1 protein-coding gene is annotated in these 257 nt (G+C 56.8%); it reads left to right on the top strand.

Annotation, left to right across the window (positions count from 1 at the left end):
- Window positions 1-63 precede the first annotated feature (63 nt).
- The coding region (locus tag AC4HNJ_RS22035) for a hypothetical protein (protein WP_490481746.1) at window positions 64-257 on the top strand (194 nt) is incomplete at its 3' end.

The following is a 257-nucleotide window of genomic DNA, read 5'->3' as shown; positions in this document are numbered from 1 at the left end:
AGCGCGCGGTACCTGCGTCGACACGTCAGTTAGATATCGTGATCTATATCGCAGGTGGCATCAATGATTTTTCATGAAAAATGGCAGCGCTGCGGGGTACTCGCGCTCGCTGCACGCCGAGAGGATTCACACCGCGCGGACACTACGGATGTTTGCTTACGCGTTCAGCCAAAAGGCGTTGTTCTCGAAGCGCCGGAAGACATCCGGGGAAGCAGGATCGTGCGCTCTTGCGCAAAAACCTTCTGGCCGACCGTGTG

Source organism: Dyella sp. SYSU CM1112, from assembly GCF_058216415.1.
Note: the sequence above shows the minus strand (reverse complement) of the source record. Positions and strands in the feature narration are given on the sequence as shown.